This is a genomic window from Alkalispirochaeta americana (genome assembly GCF_900156105.1).
Taxonomy (GTDB): Bacteria; Spirochaetota; Spirochaetia; order DSM-27196; family Alkalispirochaetaceae; genus Alkalispirochaeta; species Alkalispirochaeta americana.
The window spans coordinates 1-16736 of record NZ_FTMS01000022.1; the positions used below are offsets into that span (position 1 = coordinate 1).

The window sequence follows — 16736 nt, forward strand, 5'->3', positions numbered from 1 at the left end:
AATGTCCACTGTCGCCGCCGTGCTAATACTCCGTGCAGCAATTACACTGATGTTCCCGCTCGTGCTCTCCACATCTGCATTCACCGCGATGTCACAGTCTGCTCCCTGCGCCTGAAGTAGAATGTTGCCTGAGCCGTGGGCTACCACTGCGGTGTTGCCTGCTGGCGCTGTTCCCTCGTTCAGCGTGATCGACCCATTGGTTGTGCGCAGCACAATCGCTCCGTTGTCCGCCGTGGTACGTACATCACTCTGTGTGGCGTCGGTTGTCGGCGTCACGCCCGCGTTGGCACCCACCCGCTGCACCGTTACCCCAGTGTCACCCACGATCAGATCGTCTGTTTCAAGCAGGAAGATGCCCCCGGAGGTCGAGCGCGCACTCACCGTGTTCACCGTCGTCTCAAGGGCGTTACCGGCACCAATGCCAACTCCTGCCACCATCCGCAGCTGATTGGCTACCACATCCACATCTGCATCACCGGCATCAGTAATCGAGCCAGCAGTTGCCGTCAGCGATACCGAGCCAGCTGTCCCGTCGGTGGCGATACCCGCTACTGCAATCGAGTCGCCTGCAAGGACCCGGATATCTCCAGTCGCGCTTGTCAGGCGGCTGTCGTCGCTCATCGTCACACTGCCAGCGCTCGCCTCAACGTCTATCGTACCGCCGTTACCAGTCTGTATATCAACCTCGGCGTCGGTGCTAATACTCCCGGCTGCAATTACACTGATGTTCCCGCTCGTGCTCCTCACATCCGCATTCACGGTGATGTCACGGTCCGGGTCAGTCCCCTGGGCCTGCAGCAGTATGTTCCCGCTGCCGTGGGCTGTCACAACCGCATTCACCGTCAGCGTTCCGTCAATTAGATCCACAACTACCGGGCCGTTCCCGTTCAGTGTGCGGACTCCCGCTCCACCAACAGTCAACGCGCCGGTCTCACGGATGTAGATCCCACCACTGGTCCTGTTCGTCGCTGCCAGTATCCCAATGGTGGTGTCAAGCGCGTCGTCAGCTGTAGCAGCTCCTATACCAGTCCGCGCACTCAGAGTCACCGTCCCAGTTGTCACCAGGTTCACATCGTTATTGTCCCGCGCGTCGGTAATCGCTCCGGTATCATCATTATTGGAATCCGCCGTTACGGTGATGTTGCCACCGTTCGTGCTCTCCAACAGCCCGAGCGCTACGTTAGAGGTTGCAGAATAGGTGATCGTGCCGTCCACCGTTGTCGCTCTGGCAGCAGCGTCCATCGTTATCGACCCACCGCCTGCCGTCACGGAAATTGTCCCAGTGCCAGTCGTACTGACGTGACCGGTTACCCCTTGACTCACTCCCTCGCCCGCAGTTATATCGACAATCGCGTTCCCAGCAGCGATTGATTGTTCTATCTGTAGATTCCCCGCCTCGCTGGCAAGCGTTACCGTTCCATTGTTGGTCGTAATTCCTACCGTGGTTACCGTTCCTACGGCAAATCCATCAGTATCGGTGTAGCTCAGGGCCGCTTCATCTGCGGTCAGATTAGCCGCCAGGGTTGTCACAGTGTTGGCTGTGTTCGTCAGGGTATACGGCCCGGTTCCCACCAGCTCCAAACCACCACTGATCACCGGCCCAGTCTGGGTTACCCCATTACCTGCCTGTAGCCGGGTATCGGCGGTCGTGCGGATTCCCGCACCATCATCACCGAGATCACCAAGATCAAAGCCTCCGATGTCACGGTAGCTGATCGCTCCGTCAGCATCGGCGCTATTCGCTGCATTCCGGGTTTCCAATACCACCGTGGTAAAATTGTTGTTCTCGTTGTCCAAGGTAATGGAAGCGCCACCATCCAACCGCGTTCTCACGTGCAGCGTCGTACCCAAGAGACGGCCACTCTGCGTCACCTCCCCGCCAAAGAACAACCGCAAATCCTCGGACACAGACAGCGCCGGAGCAGCAAAGCCGCCTCCGGTGGTCTCCAGCCGCAAATGCTTCAGTCGTCGGGTCTCCCCAATAGCGCCGGTGATCGTGATCGTTCCGCTGCCGGAAGTCACCGTCAGTCCCTGCTCATCGCCTACTGCCGCATCCACGGTACTGGTAAGGGAAACATTCCCGCCTCCAGCTCCGGTATGAATGACCGTGTCCTCCTGCAGATCCACGGCCCCGGTCAATGTCACGTTGGCCTCAGCGGTCGTATGCGTCCCGTTGGTGCGGATGGTGTCGGCTGTCACTTCCTGCACGCCAGAAGTCGTTACATCTCCCCTAAAACGGGCCTCCGCAGCACTCACCACCGTCAGGCTGCCCAGCGCCGTGACTCCAACAGCATCTTGCAAATCAATGCTGCCGTCTCCCGCCGTCAAACCCAAGGTCTGAACACTAGCATCATTGGCATTGATGGTTCCGGTAACGGTGATATCACCCGCGCCGGTACCGGTGTTCAGCTCCGTATTGCCCAACAAAACAAGGTCCCCTGTGAGGCTGATTGCATTGTCGGTGGTCTGGTGGGCCTCCGTTATCCGGATGGTGCCTGCGGTTACACTTTGTTCTCCTGCAGTGGTCACATTCGCACCAAACTCGGCAACAGCGGCACTGCTTACTGTCAAAACACCCAGAGGTTGTGTTCCTCCCACCGCGCCGCTTAACGTCACGTTGCCCGTTCCCGCTATCAGCGCCAGTGTGCGGTTATTGGCGACAGCGTCCGCATCGATCGTCACGTTGAAGGTGATGTCCGCGCCATCCGGCTCGTTACTTCCATCAGTCGTATCGATCGTGACGTTTGCACCAAGAATGACCGCATCATCAAACGTGACAGGATTTCCTGCGGTGACTACGTCGGCATTCAGGGTTGTCGTGACGCCCGATCCGTTGAATGTGAGCGATGCGTTGTCGGCACCGGTAATTTGTCCAGCGACGGTTATGGAGCCTCCATCAGGAGTCCGAAAAACGACAGGATCGATGAAGGTTGCTGGATTTATAGTGATATTGTGCTCACCATTATCGCGGCCAATGGTTATGGAGGCAAACCCATCCTGCAAGCGATCAATCTCAGCTTGAGTCAGGGAGAAATCACCAGCCCCTCCAGCGATTCCGATGGAACGTGTCGTGGTAACCGGCTGCAAAGTTAAAACACTGTCGGTGCCGGAAATAGACGCACCAATGGTGATGCTATTGGTGGTCAGGGTAATAGGCTCGTCGTTCCCAGCCTGAATAGTACCCGCCGCTGTATTCTCAAAAGCACTGGATGTGACGTTCACCTGGCCTGTAGCAGACAGGAAACCGCTCACGAGAAGGTCCGCATCCGAATCATCAAACAGGAAGTCTCCATCTATCGTCAGGCCGGCGATCTCGATTGCACCGTTAAATGTAATGTCTGCACCGGTTAAGTGGGCATCACTTAGAAACACGTTCGACAAAGTCGCGGTATCAGGGACGTCCAGGTTCCAGGAGCTACCGGACACTGTGCTTCGAAGCATTACTCGATCTGCCGAGGTTCCGGTTACAGTGAGTTCGGAAACGGTCTGGGTAGTTCCGGCAGCGAATCTTATGGACTTTGCCGACACTTCAATACCCAGATTGTTGAAGGCGTTTGATCCGCTGATTACCGAGGTTTTGTCAGCGTCTGCAAACGCGACCGTTCCGGTGCCGGGAGAAAAGGTTCCCCCGGATCGGTTCCAGTTACCCGCAAGGGTTATGGTGTTTTCCCCAACGGCCAGTGAACCGCCCAGGAGATTGATGGAATCGGTAACGACAAGATTAGCATCTAGCGTAAGGCCACCCGAGTTTATGATCAGATCGTTACCAATGGTCAAACCGTCTTGAATGGTGACCCCGTTTGCCGATTTATCTATGCTGAGATCGTAAAACTCCGGGGTTCCGGCAACAACAGACGGTTCGGCCCCAACGAAGCTCGTTATTCCCGAGGTTTGGACAAAACTGCCCCCGGATAGCGTAAAATCACCGGCAACGTCCAGATCACCGGCCAGTTGGGCTGTTCCCGCCACGATTTCCAGATTGAAATAGTCCACACCGGGATAGGTCTGAATGGTGTATGTCTCTGCTGGATCAGGGGCATAACGCACGGTTCCAGAGGTGGGGTCGGTTTTCGAGATGTTCTGGCCGTTGCCACCGGTGCGGATGATGGTTCCTGAGTTGCTCAAGGAACCATTGATGGTAATATCTGCTGATGTTGTAAGCTCTGCATTTTCGTGAATGGTCAGATCGAAGACGGTTATGTCGGCTGTCAGTGCCGGATAATTGGCAACCTCAGGAATAATGAAGGAATCATTTTCCGCTGGAGCTGCCGAAGGATCCCAGTTGTCAGGATCCTGCCAATTCGAGACATCACCCGATCCTGACCAAGTCCTCGTCACTGGAGTTTGATCATCCCAGAAAGAACCATCAGGCCCAGTATCGGTGTTTACATCAAGACTGCTATCCAAAGCCTGAATACTTGATCCAGCATCATCCACCTGCCCATATTCCACGTTAACAAAGGACACCACCGCCGGACTGCCTTTCAAGTTGAGGAAGGTCCAGTTTGCATCTGCTGTTCCTCGCAAAATAATCCGATTTCCATCAACACCAACAACATCCAAATCATTAAACGTCTGGGTGCGGCCAGTTTCAAATTGCAACGTCTTACCAGCAGCGGAGGATGCCAAAATATTGAACGTATTGTTTCCCAGAATCTGTGAGGGGCCCGTCCCGGCAATGAACTCAACCAGGCTGGTCTGGGCGTTAAAACTGCCCAGGCCTCTTGTCCAGTTTCCCCCTACCCGAATACGCCGGGAACTACCGTTAAGGGTCCCATTGAGCAGAATATTTCCATTTATCGTAATGTCTGAACTCAAGGTAATCCCGGATCCGTTGGCAATGGTCAAATTCTGAAATGTCGGCTGCCCTGATATAGAGCCGTTTCCAGTAAAAGCAACCAAATCACCAGCAGCTGTGCCGGCGGTAAAAGTCCCGCCGGTCTGATTCCAGGATCTGCCAATAAAGAGACTATTGCCGTTGGATTCCAGGGTTCCCCCTGAAAGCACAAAGTCATTTACTACACGAATTTCACTCGGTAGCTGGGCCGTGCCTTCGGCGATCTCCAGATTGAAGTAATCCACCGATCCAAAATTGATCACGTCTCTATTTCGAAAGACGAAGATTCCCGAATCGGTGTCGGTGCGGTTGATCGTTCCTGTTCCATCAAGAACGATGCGCCCCTCGTTGTTCAAAAATCCTGTCTGAACGTTGCCATCGCCTGCCACCGTCAACTCGCCGCCGGAAGCGACATTCAGATTTGCCACCGATACTGGTGCGATTATCTCCGGGTATCGTGTACGTCCGCCGGGAATCAGCACCCAGTCAATGATGCCCGGGGCCTGGGTAACAGGATCACCACTTGCTCGCGTCCAGTTCCCGGGAGTAGTCCAGGATGTGTCTACCGATCCCGTCCACTGGTACACGTCTCGCCGGAAGATCCAGCCGGGAGTTACGGGGTCGTCGCTCCCGATTGTGACGTTCCCCCCATTAACCGAGTTGAACTTCGCATCTATGTAGGTGCCGGTTACGTCACTGTTCGAGACAGAAACATAGTCCACGTCGGTACCGGCAACGGAGCCATGGGCGATGACGAAAGGATCGAATCCGGTCGCCGTCAGACTGATCAGGTTGTCGGAGGAGCCTTTCAAGACGAGGTTCTCAATGGTTTGAGTCCGGCCACTCTCAAAAACCAGATCCTTTCCGGGAGCAACGCTCCTGAGCGTATGAAAGCTGGTCTCCCCGCGTATTGTCGAAGGGCCCGAACCTGCCAAAAACTCCACGGTGTTTGTTTCAGGAGTGAATGTCCCGTTATTGGTCCAGTTTCCCCGCAGGCGAATAGTTTGATTTACAGTCAGGCTGGATGCGTCTGCTATTTCTATGGAATCGAAGGTGGTGACGTTGCCAGACAGCTCAGGGGTACCGATAGTACCATTGAAGGTAACCTTGTACCCATTGGTGTTCAGGATACCGTTGTTTACGAAATTCCCGCTAATTGAAATATCGCCACCGAGGTTGAGAACAGCTCCGGTATCGATGGTGAGATTATGGAAGTTGAGAGCACCGGAGGTGTTGCTGACCGCGTTGTTGGCAATCCGGATGGTACCGGTTCCCGAAAAAGGTTCAGCAACCGATGACGAAATATTGCCCCCAACAGTAACTGTATGTCCTCCGAGCCCCAAGGCACCACTCAAAACCGAGAGCGATCCGTTTATGTTCATGCCATCGACTGCAGTCAGTGTTCGAGTTGACTCTACTGCAACTGTTAGATTGAAGTACTGAGCACCAGTCCAACCGACACCAGCAGTGTAATCAAAGTCACCCTGGTAACGTACCGTACCACTATTCGCAGCGACTTGTGTTGATGCGGAGTTTGTTCCTTCAAATATTATCGTGCCGTTGTTGCGGAGCCCATCCTGTTGGGTTAGTGTGTGGTCGTTAAGGTTGAGTGTTGCAATTCCGCCAAGAAACAATTGCCGGACTTGTCTGTTTGCATCCAGAACTGGATACACCGATAATCCAGATGGAATAAGAACCCTGAGGTTATCAGCATCTGGGGATCCCCCTCCGTCCCAATTCGTATCGTCATTCCAATTCTCGTTGTTACCGCCGGTCCATGTGCGATTTATCGCATCAGAAAAATTTGACCATTGACCCGTTACATTCCCCAAGTTGAAGCTTACCGCGCCCACATTGATTTGTGCATTACTAGAGTTTGCATCACTCACAAACAAATAGTTGTTAGTACCTGCGACACTACTGTTAATTGTCCACTGAACACCGGGTACTGAACTTTGAAGTGAGATATACCTCGTAATTGTATCTGGGCTAAGGTTTAGTGTATTCGAGACGGTTTGTGTGCTTTCTGCTTCAAAAATCAGAACTTTGTCATTAGCAGTAGACCGGAGTCCAAAAAAGGTTGTATTTCCCAATATTTGCGACGGCCCCGAGCCCGCAACAAACTCTACTATTTTTCCACCAGCATCAAAAATCCCCCGGTTCTCCCAATCCCTCCGGACAAATACTGTAGTTGCCCCACCAGCCAGGGTTAAACTTCCACCAGTACCTATTCGAATCGTTTCAAAGGTAAAATTGGCACCAAGGGTAAGGATAGTAGTTCCACTGAAGATCACGGGAAAACCATTAGCCTGAAAACCACCATCAGCAGTCATATTCAGAGCAACATCTCCAGCAAACTCCACCTGAGCACCAAGTCTGACCGTTGCGCCCACTGGCGCAGAAAAGGCGTTAAACTCCCCCTCTATAATGAATGTTCCGTTTCCCCCAGCCATGGCACCTACAGAGAGAGAACCACCGCTGGAAATAACCGGGGTGTTGGTTGAAGTGAAATTAGTAATGGTCAAATTACTGTCGTTTAATTGAACAGAAGATGCAGCATCACTCGTTAAAGAAGCAGCAGTAAAATCCCCCTGGGTCAAATCCAGGGTACTGCCATTTTCCATGGTAAGGGTGCCAAGATTTGCTGTATCCGAAGGTTTGCCTACCTCGAAGAGGGAGTTATCCAGCGAAACATCGAGGCTTCCGGTGTTTGTCAGGGTATCCACCCGCAGCTCATTCCCCGCCCCCACAGTAATGGTCAGATCACCACTTACTGTAAGAGCACCAACCGATACATTTTTTGCCGGTGAAAGCCCAACCCCAGCCAAGGTAAGGTTCGTAATCGATGAATCTTCCTTGATTTCCAATGTACCACCGGAAACATCCAAAGTTCCCATGGCGGCAATTTGGTTTAGATCAATGGCTCCATCTGTTGAGGTTATCTGCGAACCAGCATCACCGTTAACAAGGCCGGAAACTGTCAGGCCATGAATGCCGGTAGATAGCGTGCCTGTTCCCTCCAGAAACAGGCTTGTGGCTTCAGCGTCCGCTGTCAAAGTAACGGTGTGCCCGTTCTGGACAATAACCGTATCGTCCGAACCCGGAATGCCCTCGGGACTCCAGGTGGTTGCAGCACTCCACACCCCATCACCAGAAGAAGTATACGTGGTCTGCCCCCAGGCAACGCCTGTAACAAGGAAGAGGAGGCCAACCAGGACCATGATCCGAAGGGGAACCATCGCCAGTACACGTAAAGAAAGAGACCGCACCACGGGAGGAAATTGGGTGTGCGAGAAACCAACAAATGGTGTTCGCCGGTGTGGGTTGCGTCTCACCTGCACCTCTGATTACGTGGTCTTCTTACATACTCTGCCGGGGTGGACGAAAAAGCGGCACCAGGCAGACCTGCTAGTTGTCTATAACAATATCGCAAAACGCAGAGGTCTCCTACTCCCATTCAGTATATCGACCGATTTACCACACGAATCAACTCCCCAGAATCGAGGGGGTTCTTCTACAACAAAGCAGGTAATCCTGACACAGGGGGAGCAGCGGGATGATAATACAATAAAGCCTGAGCAACTACGCATCGCCGCCTGGACGGGGTTGCCGTTTCCAGTTGTCGGAGTACGATCTATCGGCTGGCCTCCGCCGGTGAGTTTGAGCCGGCGCGGTCAATCGCCCCAGTGGCTTGAGAGCGGGACGGCCGAACGCGGCGTGTTCGGCTTGTCGGGCGTGAGATCGGGAATGCCGTCCTCTACCCGGCCGGTGGTCCGGTTGATGTTTTCTGTTGTGCTCATACCCTGTATGAGGCGCTGGAGAACATCGGCGCTTGCGAGAGTGTTGCCACATGCAATCATTCGTTCTCCCGCGTGAGGTGCCGGAGGGGCGCCGCAGGCGGTCAGCCGTGACGGGTACCGTCAGGGCTGACGGAACCCCCGCAGGGACCGACCCGGGGGCGGCCCGGAAGGACGCTCCCGGGGCACGCCTGAATCCGGCTCCCCAGGTATCCCTGCTCATCCGTGTCACATACGTAGCGCACGTTCTCCAGTTGGTGAGGATCATATGCGGCTCGGGGATCGTGGGATTAATATGGCGCTCAGTGACTCGCTGTCCACTGTAGCGGGGGACCTGGTGGTTACCGGACGCCGATGTTCACCTCCCCACCAGCGGCCGCAACAACCCCTCCAGCCCGTTGGCCTTGATCTCGTAGATCGAGGCGAGCATCACTCCCAGCTCCCCCGGAGGGTATCCCTGCCCCCTGAACCACACCACGTAGGGTTCCGGCAGGTCCACCAGAAGGCGCCCGGCGTATTTGCCAAAGGGCATGCGCGTGTTTGCCAGTTTGATAAGCATTTCGTGTTCGTGATCCATAGCTCTTGTGAGTGTAGCGGAATGGCCCGTGCCGGGGAAAGCGGGAAGAGGTATACAGATTATGGGAGTAAAGTCGGTCCGGTTTAATGCGAATGAGGTGCGGGAGGATGCAGGAGACACCGGTTTCGCTCCCATACATGATCTTCTGGACCCAGGCGGTTCCTGAGATTCACCGTTTCGGTCGACCGCCCCCCTGTCGGGTACCGATGCGGTGGCGTTCTTTGACACGATCCTCTCGCCGTTGTGGCGGGTGTATCCGTCGGGCGACTTGTATCGTCGTGCGGTTCAGGTCAAGGTACGCTACCGATTCGGCTTTTACGACTCCCTGATCGTTGCCAGTGCTCTTGAGGATGGATGTACCCGATTGCTCTCGGAAGACCTGCAGGACGGGCAATCGATCGACACCCTTACCGTGGAAAACCCGTTCCGGTAGGGCTCCGGTGCGGCCGGAACGGCCAGAGTTCCCGTCGGAGGCGTTCCCGGGGCGGAGCGTGCTTGTTCGTGAAAAAGCGTACCGGAACGCCTACTCGTAATGCGTCCACATCCGCAGGACTCTTACGATTTTTTCTTCCCGGAAGACTTCATATACCAGTCGATGCTGTATGGTGATGCGGCGTGAATACGCCCCGGAGAGATCACCGATCAGCTTCTCAAAGGAAGGAGGGTTTTGAAACGGATCGGCTTCCAGAATGGCGAGCAGGGACTGTGCCTTGTCCTTCAACCCGGCCTCGGCGAGTTTGCGTGCGTCCTTTTTTGCATTTTTGGAATAGACCAGTTCCCACACTACCAGTCCAGCTCCCGGGAGCTTTCAGATAGCGGTTCTTTCATCCCGTTGACAATTGATTCTCTCATCCCGGGTATCGAGATCAAGTGCAACGTCTCCTGAATCGATTTCCAGTCCTCCTCGGAGAGAAGAACAGCTCTGCTTCGCTTTCCGGAGATGAGTACCGGTTCATGGGACTCATTGGTTTGATCGATCAGGCGATAGAGATTGGCGCGGGCGTCGCTTGCATTGAGTATCGTCATGGGTTCCTCCACAGCAACGGTACGCTTTAGCGTACGCTTTGTCAATACACATGTTGTGGGAAATAGCTCGGCACTCATTATCGTACGCGTCACGGGCCATCCCATCTACATCGGGAAGATGAGATCGTCATCGCCCGGAATGGACATCCTGTGGCTCTTTTCGCTGCAGCGGTACGTGAGGTCGAATACTCCCTCCGAGCTGTCGCGATCCAGTGGCGGGCGGTCTTGCCGGTAACGGCCATGGCCATGCGCAGGCGCTGGATCGAAATACGATTGGATCCGTTGCCGATTACCGGCCGGCCCGAGAGAACATCATACAATGACGTGAGTCGAAAACTACCCCCGGGTTCCAGAAAGATGCTGAAGCTCCTGGCGTGTGCGTCAGGTGCGGTGAACATTATGAGAAACGCGTGGTCGTCGTTCACAACTCCCGGACTTCTTCTTCGGCGAGATCGGTGATCTGCGCTATTTCCGCTATCGACATGTTTCGGGCTTTAAGCTTGCGCGCGGTCTCACGGCGCTTTTCTTCCCGGCCTTCCGCTTTACCCTTCTCCTCCGCATCGTGCAGCAGCTGAAGATGGGTCCGACGCGCTTTGTCCCGCGCTTCAAGCCGGTCCCGCAGCTCCGCGTCGGCAACGAACTCTTGATATCGCTTCTCAGCTTCACCGATCTCGGTTGTATCCTCCAGGATCGCCTTCATGATTGGGTCTTCCATGGCAGCTTCCTTGCCCCGGTGCTTTACATAGTACATCCACTTGCCGAACGCCGGCGAGGGCATCCGGCCGTGGTGTTCGAACCGGGGTAGCTCGATGAAGTGGATGAGGAAGTCCGTGAGTGGATCGAGCCGGGGCGCTTCCGGACAGCACGCGGTGAACGCGGTATGAAGGGGTGCCGAGGCGCTCTCCGGAAAGAGCCGAAAGTCCAGCACGTTGATACCCACCACCGGCTGGAGGCGACTGTAGATCTCCGACTCTGAAAGCTGATTGCCGTAGCTCCGTGTGTCGGCACGTTCCTCCCTCCGGTCCGGTACGTGCCTGAACCCAATAGTAGAGCGCCCGGGAAGCAAAGGCTGCGTGGTATGTTGCCTGCGCTTCCATCGTGTAGGTGGCTCCCGTGACGTCCGTGGCTTTTACGTCCACCACGGAGAGCTTGTCGTCGGCGAAATCCTTCTGATTGAAGGGGTTGATGATCTGCACCGTGGCAACCGCCGGGTAGCCGGCATCCTCCTGCACCGCCGAGAGCAGGCTTCGCAGAAGCCTGGTGCTCTGTCTGCCTCCAAAGACGTACTTGAAGACGAAGTCCGAGGTGAGGGGAACGGTCGGATGTGATTGGGGCGCGCCGTCCGCTGCCCGGCCGGTAGTCCGGTTGATGTTTTCTGTTGTGCTCATACCCTGTATGAGGCGCCGGAGAACATCGGCGCTTGCGTCGGCAGGAAAACTTCTCGTTTTTTCGACTCTGTTCTCGCGGGAGGGGCGCCGCAGGCAGTCTGCCGTGACGGGTACCGTTACGGCAGATCCACCAGAAGGCGCCCGGCGTATTTGCCAAAGGGCATGCGCGTGTTTGCCAGTTTGATAAGCATTTCGTGTTCGTGATCCATTGCTTCTGCGCGTGTAGCGGAATGGCCCTCGCCGGGGAAAGCGGGTCCGCACCGTTACCATTAGCGCTGGTCTCGACACGCCGTATATCCCACACATAGCGACCCTTTGGATATAGTTCTCGATTCGCTATCCTGTTGATCTGCCACCCAATCTGTATTACATTGTAAACATGGTCCGGTACGAGAACGCTGTCCGCAAGGATATCAAGACGCGGACGATACCGCCCCGGGTGATAAAGACGATCCATACTGCGCTCACGGTTCTGGACCAGACTCGGGATCTGCAACTCTTCGACGTGAAGGAGATGCGGGGATCATTCAGACGGACGTACTATCGATTGAGAAAAGGAAAGTACCGGGCAATTTTCTTTTTCGACGATCAGGGTGTTGCCGTGGTGCACCTGGGAAAGCGGGAAGAGGTATACAGATTATGGGAGTAAAATCGGTCCGGTTTAATGCGGATGAGGAAAAGGCGCTTGCGCTCCTCACCGGTGCGCTTCATATGGACACGTCCGGGGTCATCAAGAAGGCCCTGTGGGAGCTCTACGAGGATGTCCAGGATGCGGCGGTTATAGAGGCGTTTGAGGTGCGGGAGGATGCGGGAGACACCGGTTTTGCCCCCATACATGACCTTCTTGACCCAGGCGGTTCCTGAGATTCACCGGTTCGGGCGTGGTTGGACGACTACGTTGGGAGGGACGAGCAGGCGGCCCGGGCGATGGCATTTCTTGACCATGTGTCGCAGTATGCGTCGACCGGTGGGCGCCGTTTTTCCCGGGACGAGATGAATGCCCGTTGATTTTATCGATTCCAATGTGCTGATCTATCTTTTTGATCAGACCGACCCCAGGCGCCGCGGTATTGCCCGTGAGATGGTTGAGCGCAGTATTGCAGACGGAACGGGGGTTATCAGCATCCAGGTTGTGCAGGAGGTGCTGAACGTAACCACCAATAAAATGGAGAACCCCCTGTCGGATACCGATTCGGCTTTTACGACTCCCTGATCGTTGCCAGTGCCCTTGAGGGTGGTTGTACCCGACTGCTCTCGGAAGACCTGCAGGACGGGAAATCTCTCGAAACCCTTACCGTGGAAAACCCGTTCCGGTAGCACTTCGGAACGGCATACATCTCAGCATGTCCGCAATCCCGGTGGGGGACGGAGTGCGAGTTACCGGTTGGCCAATGGGGCCTCAAGGTCGCAGCAGAAAGTCCGGCAGGTAGATATGACGAATACCATCCTCGTCCTGGCGCAGTTCATCCATTGTCAGGAGAAGCTTGGGAAAGGCGTCGCGGATTTTTTTCAGTGGCCGGAGTTCCCGCTCCCGTGTGTCCGGGCTGGAGAGCAGATAGGATACCTGTATATACAGGGTTTCGTTCTGCCGGGTGGCAATAAAGTCTATTTCGTAGTTGTCTATAAGCCCGGTGGCAACGGCATAGCCCCGTCTTTTCAGCTCAATGCAGACAAGGTTTTCCAGGATCTGCCCGATATCGCCCTGCCGGTACCCGAGGATCGCGTGCCGCAGGCCAATGTCACCAAGGTAGTGCTTTTCGTTGATCTCCAGGTAGCGTTTGCCTTTCAGGTCGTAGCGCTGCACACAGTACAGGGCAAAGCAGGATTCCAGATACGCTATGTAGTTGAGTACCGATTCTACAGATACCTTCATATTCTGCGACTTCAGGTACGATGTAATTGAGCGTGCCGACACGGGTTGTCCCATGTTGTCAAAGAAGAAAAGAATAATGCGCTCAAGCAACGCAACATTACGTAGAGCGTAGCGTTCAACAATGTCGCGGAGAATAATGCTGCTGTACAGGTCATCCAGGGCCTGAAAACGGATATCATCATTTTCCGGCAGATGGTAGATACCGGGAAAGCCGCCGAACTTTATGTAGGACTGAAAACTTTCCATGGAATGTCCGTCTCTGCCGTGAACGGCAAGGTATTCCGCGTACGAGAAGGCGTATATGTGAATCTGAACATAGCGACCAGCCAGGTATGTTGCCAGATCGGATGAGAGCAGGTGTGCGTTGGAGCCGGTAATATAGAGGTCGTAGCCTCCGCTTTTCAGAAAGGCGTTCAAGGTTTTTTCCCAGGACTCAATCTCCTGCACTTCGTCAATGAGGATAATTTTGTGCCCGGGAGCAGCGGCGCATCGGTCATGCACCCACTGAGCTAAGGCCTGCCCGTTTGCAATATGCTGGAACTTGAGGGATTCCATATCAATAAAGAGAATGTCTTCCTCGGGGGTGCCTTGGGTCAGGAGCATTTCGGCGAACTGCTGCAAGAGCGTACTTTTGCCTACGCGCCGCATACCAGTGAGCACCTTTATAACCGGTGTATTTTTGTGCGTTTTCATCCAGTCCAGGTACGTTTTCCGCTCTACCATTTCCCACCTCTCTCTGAGGTATTTTGTCAGTTATATCTGACATATTATGATTCGAATAGCTTTTCGTCAATTATATCTGACATATTTGCGGAAGTACTTTTCCATCGGGCGGCCATGCTCCTGTGCTCCTCTGATATCCTTGAAATGCTACAAAGAATAGATCGGAAGCGTCACCAGCGGGGCGTAACGACCTGCCGCATGCAATCATCCGTTCTCCCGCGTGAGGTGCCGGAGGGGCGCCGCAGGCGGTCAGCCGTGACGGGTACCGTCAGGGCTGACGGAACCCCCGCAGGGACCGACCCGGGGGCGGCCCGGAAGGACGCTCCCGGGGCACGCCCCGGAAAGACGCACAGGCAGTAGCAAAGCATGTATCTTAGAAAAGGCCGCGTGGTGTATCCGAGTGGGGTGAGTAGCCACCGTAGAATTTCAGTGCTATCTGTTCCGTAAGCATTGCATGGGTGTACCACTGGTGGCACACTACTTCTGCGCAGAGGAAGTCATGGCGACTAAAAATCGCAGAATTAACATGGTGCTCGATGATTCGCTGTTTCAGGTCGTTGAGGAACTCCCATCAAGGCGCGGGAGTTCATTGTCTGCTGTAGCCAGGGACTTGGTTGCCGATGTACAGGAGGATGAGTGAGCCGGGCCGTGGTTGTCGGTCATCGTTGCATCTGCAGGATCCTGCGTACAAATTCGTCGGTACCGTCGGACTCGGCCAGCTGGGTAATGAACTGCGATGTCTCTTCCAGGGTGCTTTGAGAACCCTCCGCCCGGGCCGCGCTCAGTGCAAGATCCCGGGCCTGTCGAATATCGCGGTCGGTTATCTCGTAGTACTGCCCCTGGCTCATCCAGTGGAGCGCTGCCATTGCCGATGCTCGGGAGAAGGACGGATTCGGTTCGCTGAAGTCCCGGGCCGCCCGGAGCAGCGTTGTGATGTTGACCGGTGAACGAGAGGCTACCCCGGCGGCAATATCCAGAAAACCCAGGGTCTTGGCCGCAGCAAACCATTTACCCGGTTCGAAGGGTGTTCTATCGATGCAATCCTGAAGAATCTCCCGAGGTTCCTTGTTCGGATAGGTGCGTATGATGGAACGACAGGTAGCGAGATAGGTTCCTGCCTGGTGCGCATCGTGGGCGTATCGAAGGTATGCCTCATCCGCCCGGCCCGCACGCAGGAGGATACCTTCGCAGGTGCGGGCTATCACCACCGAGGGGTCATTCAGACTGCGGGATTGCTCCGCATACTCGATTGCCTCGTCGATCTTTTCCATAGCCTCCAGAGCGCGCACCCCGAACTGCCGGTAGTGCCACCACACGAACGGTGCCTCGTCAATCAGATCAAGAAGCTCCTGATACCGCCCGGAGACAAGCAGGCAGGAGAGGCACGATGGTGTCCCGCTGAAATACCCGCCCTGAGATTGACTCCAGACATTACGCACGGCGGGAAGCAGGGAATCGGCCTCCCGGCTAGCGCGCTCCGCCGAACCGCACAGTTCGCCCCATCGATCCCGCACTTCCCCAAGGTAATCCACGCCGTCATTAGCTATCGCCTGCTGGAGGCGCTGGAGCCACTGTTCACGCTCATCTTCATCGACCGGTGCCGCGACGATGATCCCCGTGAGTTCCTGTACAGCCTTTGCCGCTGCATTTCCGAGGGCCCCCGAGGAGGTATCGATGTGGGCGAAGGCGGGCCAGATCCGTTCCATCAGGATAATTGCACCCTCTGCGGCGGCGACCGGATCTTTCCGTTTGACCGCCTTTATCTCCGAAAGTGCTTCCTTGAGACGTTGCGTTGCCAGCGTTGACGCGCTCCACCCGTAGGCGTTAGCACGAAACCGCTGACGAAATTTCCATTTGTTGCGAGGTTGTTTCATGGACACATGAGCATTCTACACCGCTGCGCGGGATTTGTCCCGGTTAATACCGGTGTGCAGAAAGGACACGCTCGCCGTACCTTGATCGCCCTGCCTTGATCGCCCTGCCACCGGGGCCGCTCTGCCCTCACTCCGGGATCATTCAAAGATTCTCATGATCCAGTCGATTTCATCGTCCTCTTCCCCCGGAAACGATCCTTCGGGATAACCCTCTGCCGAATCGCCTTCCTGGCCCTCTTCAACCAGGGGCCGCAGAAGCCCCTCGAGACCGTTAAAGCGAAAGCTGTGAATCGCTGCAAATTGCACAGCCAGCCAGCGGGCCGTCCCCGGCGAGGGATCTCCCCCCTCGGAGCTCATCCGCTCGGGGAGGCGGTTGGCAAACCACAGGACGTACTCCAGGGGCACGTCCAGAAGGAGCTCCCCCTGATACCGTCCGAAGGGCATCCGGGCGTTGGCAAGCCGAACCAGCGAGTCCGGATCAACCTCAAGCCCGGGAATCATGGGGCCCCCGATTGTGCCTGGCAAGAGCCAGGCTGCCTGTTCTATCCTAACCGGCAAGAGCGAGCAACACTCCCGCGGCCACGGCGGATCCGATCACACCGGCCACGTTGGGGCCCATGGCGTTCATGAGAAGGAAGTTC

Annotated in this window: 16 protein-coding genes and 1 pseudogene; 4 read left to right on the forward strand and 13 right to left on the reverse strand. The window is 55.4% G+C overall.

The genetic code is table 11. The features are described 5' to 3' along the window. The 3 genes from BW950_RS13530 to BW950_RS13540 all read right to left on the reverse strand — a co-directional run. Window positions 1-8058, reverse strand: an 8058-nt coding sequence (locus tag BW950_RS13530) for a beta strand repeat-containing protein (protein WP_143559259.1), incomplete at its 3' end; no start/stop codon positions are given. A 453-nt stretch (window positions 8059-8511) separates the two neighbouring features. Then, window positions 8512-8697 carry a hypothetical protein gene (locus BW950_RS13535; RefSeq protein WP_076489839.1) on the reverse strand — a complete coding sequence of 62 codons (186 nt, stop codon included), beginning with the start codon at window positions 8695-8697 and terminating at the stop codon, window positions 8512-8514. Window positions 8698-8992: 295 nt separating this feature from the next. After that, window positions 8993-9211: a DUF3820 family protein gene (locus BW950_RS13540; protein ID WP_076489840.1), complete on the reverse strand. Its 219-nt coding sequence runs from the start codon at window positions 9209-9211 to the stop codon at window positions 8993-8995. A 211-nt stretch (window positions 9212-9422) separates the two neighbouring features. On the opposite strand from BW950_RS13540, the gene BW950_RS13545 reads away from it, so the two are divergent. Further along, window positions 9423-9644 (forward strand): PIN domain-containing protein, encoded by a 222-nt coding sequence (locus BW950_RS13545; protein WP_076489841.1) that lies wholly within the window; start codon window positions 9423-9425, stop codon window positions 9642-9644. A gap of 90 nt (window positions 9645-9734) precedes the next feature. On the opposite strand, the gene BW950_RS13550 is transcribed toward BW950_RS13545, so the two are convergent. The 6 genes and pseudogenes from BW950_RS13550 to BW950_RS13575 all read right to left on the reverse strand — a co-directional run bounded on the left by BW950_RS13550 (window position 9735) and on the right by BW950_RS13575 (window position 11834). Further along, complete coding sequence (locus tag BW950_RS13550; RefSeq protein ID WP_200796839.1) at window positions 9735-9995, reverse strand: Txe/YoeB family addiction module toxin; 261 nt, start codon at window positions 9993-9995, stop codon at window positions 9735-9737. Then, on the reverse strand, window positions 9995-10237 hold the full coding sequence (locus BW950_RS13555; protein ID WP_076489843.1) for a type II toxin-antitoxin system Phd/YefM family antitoxin: 243 nt from the start codon (window positions 10235-10237) through the stop codon (window positions 9995-9997). The genes BW950_RS13550 and BW950_RS13555 overlap by 1 nt, the downstream gene beginning before the upstream one ends. A gap of 89 nt (window positions 10238-10326) precedes the next feature. Further along, the gene (locus BW950_RS15570) at window positions 10327-10635 is read right to left on the reverse strand and encodes a HipA domain-containing protein (RefSeq protein WP_094336565.1); all 309 of its coding nucleotides are present in this window, start codon (window positions 10633-10635) and stop codon (window positions 10327-10329) included. Window positions 10636-10658: 23 nt separating this feature from the next. After that, entirely contained in the window at window positions 10659-11303 is a 645-nt protein-coding gene (locus BW950_RS13565) for an Rpn family recombination-promoting nuclease/putative transposase (RefSeq protein ID WP_076489845.1), read from the reverse strand. After that, a pseudogene (locus tag BW950_RS15575) lies at window positions 11281-11625 on the reverse strand (PD-(D/E)XK nuclease family transposase); the annotation flags it as partial. The pseudogene BW950_RS15575 and the gene BW950_RS13565, both read right to left, overlap by 23 nt. A gap of 116 nt (window positions 11626-11741) precedes the next feature. Next, on the reverse strand, window positions 11742-11834 hold the full coding sequence (locus tag BW950_RS13575; protein WP_076489846.1) for a putative quorum-sensing-regulated virulence factor: 93 nt from the start codon (window positions 11832-11834) through the stop codon (window positions 11742-11744). Between the two features lie 170 nt (window positions 11835-12004). Between BW950_RS13575 and BW950_RS13580 the strand changes: the two genes are divergently transcribed. The 3 genes from BW950_RS13580 (at window position 12005) to BW950_RS13590 (ending at window position 12838) form a co-directional block, all read left to right on the forward strand. Next, the gene (locus BW950_RS13580; protein ID WP_076489847.1) at window positions 12005-12274 is read left to right on the forward strand and encodes a type II toxin-antitoxin system RelE family toxin; all 270 of its coding nucleotides are present in this window, start codon (window positions 12005-12007) and stop codon (window positions 12272-12274) included. After that, window positions 12265-12489 (forward strand): DUF6290 family protein, encoded by a 225-nt coding sequence (locus tag BW950_RS13585; protein WP_076489848.1) that lies wholly within the window; start codon window positions 12265-12267, stop codon window positions 12487-12489. The genes BW950_RS13580 and BW950_RS13585 overlap by 10 nt, the downstream gene beginning before the upstream one ends. A 133-nt stretch (window positions 12490-12622) precedes the next feature. Next, window positions 12623-12838, forward strand: a complete 216-nt coding sequence (locus tag BW950_RS13590; RefSeq protein ID WP_076489849.1) for a PIN domain-containing protein — start codon at window positions 12623-12625, stop codon at window positions 12836-12838. Between the two features lie 186 nt (window positions 12839-13024). Here BW950_RS13590 and BW950_RS13595 read toward each other — a convergent pair whose 3' ends face one another. The 4 genes from BW950_RS13595 to BW950_RS13610 all read right to left on the reverse strand — a co-directional run bounded on the left by BW950_RS13595 (window position 13025) and on the right by BW950_RS13610 (window position 16723). Beyond that, complete coding sequence (locus tag BW950_RS13595) at window positions 13025-14221, reverse strand: ATP-binding protein (RefSeq protein ID WP_076489850.1); 1197 nt, start codon at window positions 14219-14221, stop codon at window positions 13025-13027. 659 nt (window positions 14222-14880) lie between these two features. After that, window positions 14881-16095, reverse strand: a complete 1215-nt coding sequence (locus BW950_RS13600) for a hypothetical protein (protein ID WP_076489851.1) — start codon at window positions 16093-16095, stop codon at window positions 14881-14883. Window positions 16096-16233: 138 nt separating this feature from the next. Then, on the reverse strand, window positions 16234-16653 hold the full coding sequence (locus BW950_RS13605; RefSeq protein ID WP_200796840.1) for a putative quorum-sensing-regulated virulence factor: 420 nt from the start codon (window positions 16651-16653) through the stop codon (window positions 16234-16236). Then, window positions 16643-16723 carry a hypothetical protein gene (locus BW950_RS13610; RefSeq protein ID WP_499697572.1) on the reverse strand — a complete coding sequence of 27 codons (81 nt, stop codon included), beginning with the start codon at window positions 16721-16723 and terminating at the stop codon, window positions 16643-16645. The genes BW950_RS13605 and BW950_RS13610 overlap by 11 nt, the downstream gene beginning before the upstream one ends. Between the last annotated feature and the right edge of the window lie 13 nt (window positions 16724-16736).

Bases quoted from the DNA above. Each gene is read 5' to 3' on its own strand.
- BW950_RS13535 (WP_076489839.1), bottom strand. From the start codon at position 8,697: ATGATTGCATGTGGCAACACTCTCGCAAGCGCCGATGTTCTCCAGCGC.
- BW950_RS13540 (WP_076489840.1), bottom strand. From the start codon at position 9,211: ATGGATCACGAACACGAAATGCTTATCAAACTGGCAAACACGCGCATG.
- BW950_RS13555 (WP_076489843.1), bottom strand. From the start codon at position 10,237: ATGACGATACTCAATGCAAGCGACGCCCGCGCCAATCTCTATCGCCTG.
- BW950_RS15570 (WP_094336565.1), bottom strand. From the start codon at position 10,635: ATGTTCACCGCACCTGACGCACACGCCAGGAGCTTCAGCATCTTTCTG.
- BW950_RS13575 (WP_076489846.1), bottom strand. From the start codon at position 11,834: ATGGATCACGAACACGAAATGCTTATCAAACTGGCAAACACGCGCATG.
- BW950_RS13580 (WP_076489847.1), top strand. From the start codon at position 12,005: ATGGTCCGGTACGAGAACGCTGTCCGCAAGGATATCAAGACGCGGACG.
- BW950_RS13585 (WP_076489848.1), top strand. From the start codon at position 12,265: ATGGGAGTAAAATCGGTCCGGTTTAATGCGGATGAGGAAAAGGCGCTT.
- BW950_RS13590 (WP_076489849.1), top strand. From the start codon at position 12,623: ATGCCCGTTGATTTTATCGATTCCAATGTGCTGATCTATCTTTTTGAT.
- BW950_RS13595 (WP_076489850.1), bottom strand. From the start codon at position 14,221: ATGGTAGAGCGGAAAACGTACCTGGACTGGATGAAAACGCACAAAAAT.
- BW950_RS13600 (WP_076489851.1), bottom strand. From the start codon at position 16,095: ATGAAACAACCTCGCAACAAATGGAAATTTCGTCAGCGGTTTCGTGCT.
- BW950_RS13610 (WP_499697572.1), bottom strand. From the start codon at position 16,723: ATGAACGCCATGGGCCCCAACGTGGCCGGTGTGATCGGATCCGCCGTG.